This window comes from Halorubrum sp. SS7 (assembly GCF_005435055.1).
Taxonomy (GTDB): Archaea; Halobacteriota; Halobacteria; order Halobacteriales; family Haloferacaceae; genus Halorubrum; species Halorubrum salinarum.
Genome location: NZ_SGXV01000680.1, coordinates 1 through 226, shown reverse-complemented (window position 1 = coordinate 226; position 226 = coordinate 1). Strand labels below are relative to the sequence as shown.

Sequence of the window (226 nt, the reverse complement as noted above, 5' to 3'; positions counted from 1 at the left end):
AGAAACGACGGCGCGGCCGTCGAGTGAGCCCCCGTGACCACCACCCACTGACCCACTACCTACCAATGAGTGACACACCCAACACCGAGGACCGAAGCCTCGACGAACTGCGACGCGAGATCGAGGACATCGACCGCGAGATCGTCGAACTGATCGCCCGCCGAACCTACGTCGCTGACACCATGGCGGCGGTGAAAGAGGAGCGCGACCTCCCGACGACCGACGA

General features: G+C 64.2%; 1 protein-coding gene. It reads left to right on the top strand.

All coding sequences use genetic code 11. The features are described 5' to 3' along the window. Positions 1-65: 65 nt before the first annotated feature. Positions 66-226, top strand: a 161-nt coding sequence (locus EXE44_RS19595) for a chorismate mutase (RefSeq protein WP_199241316.1), incomplete at its 3' end; no start/stop codon positions are given.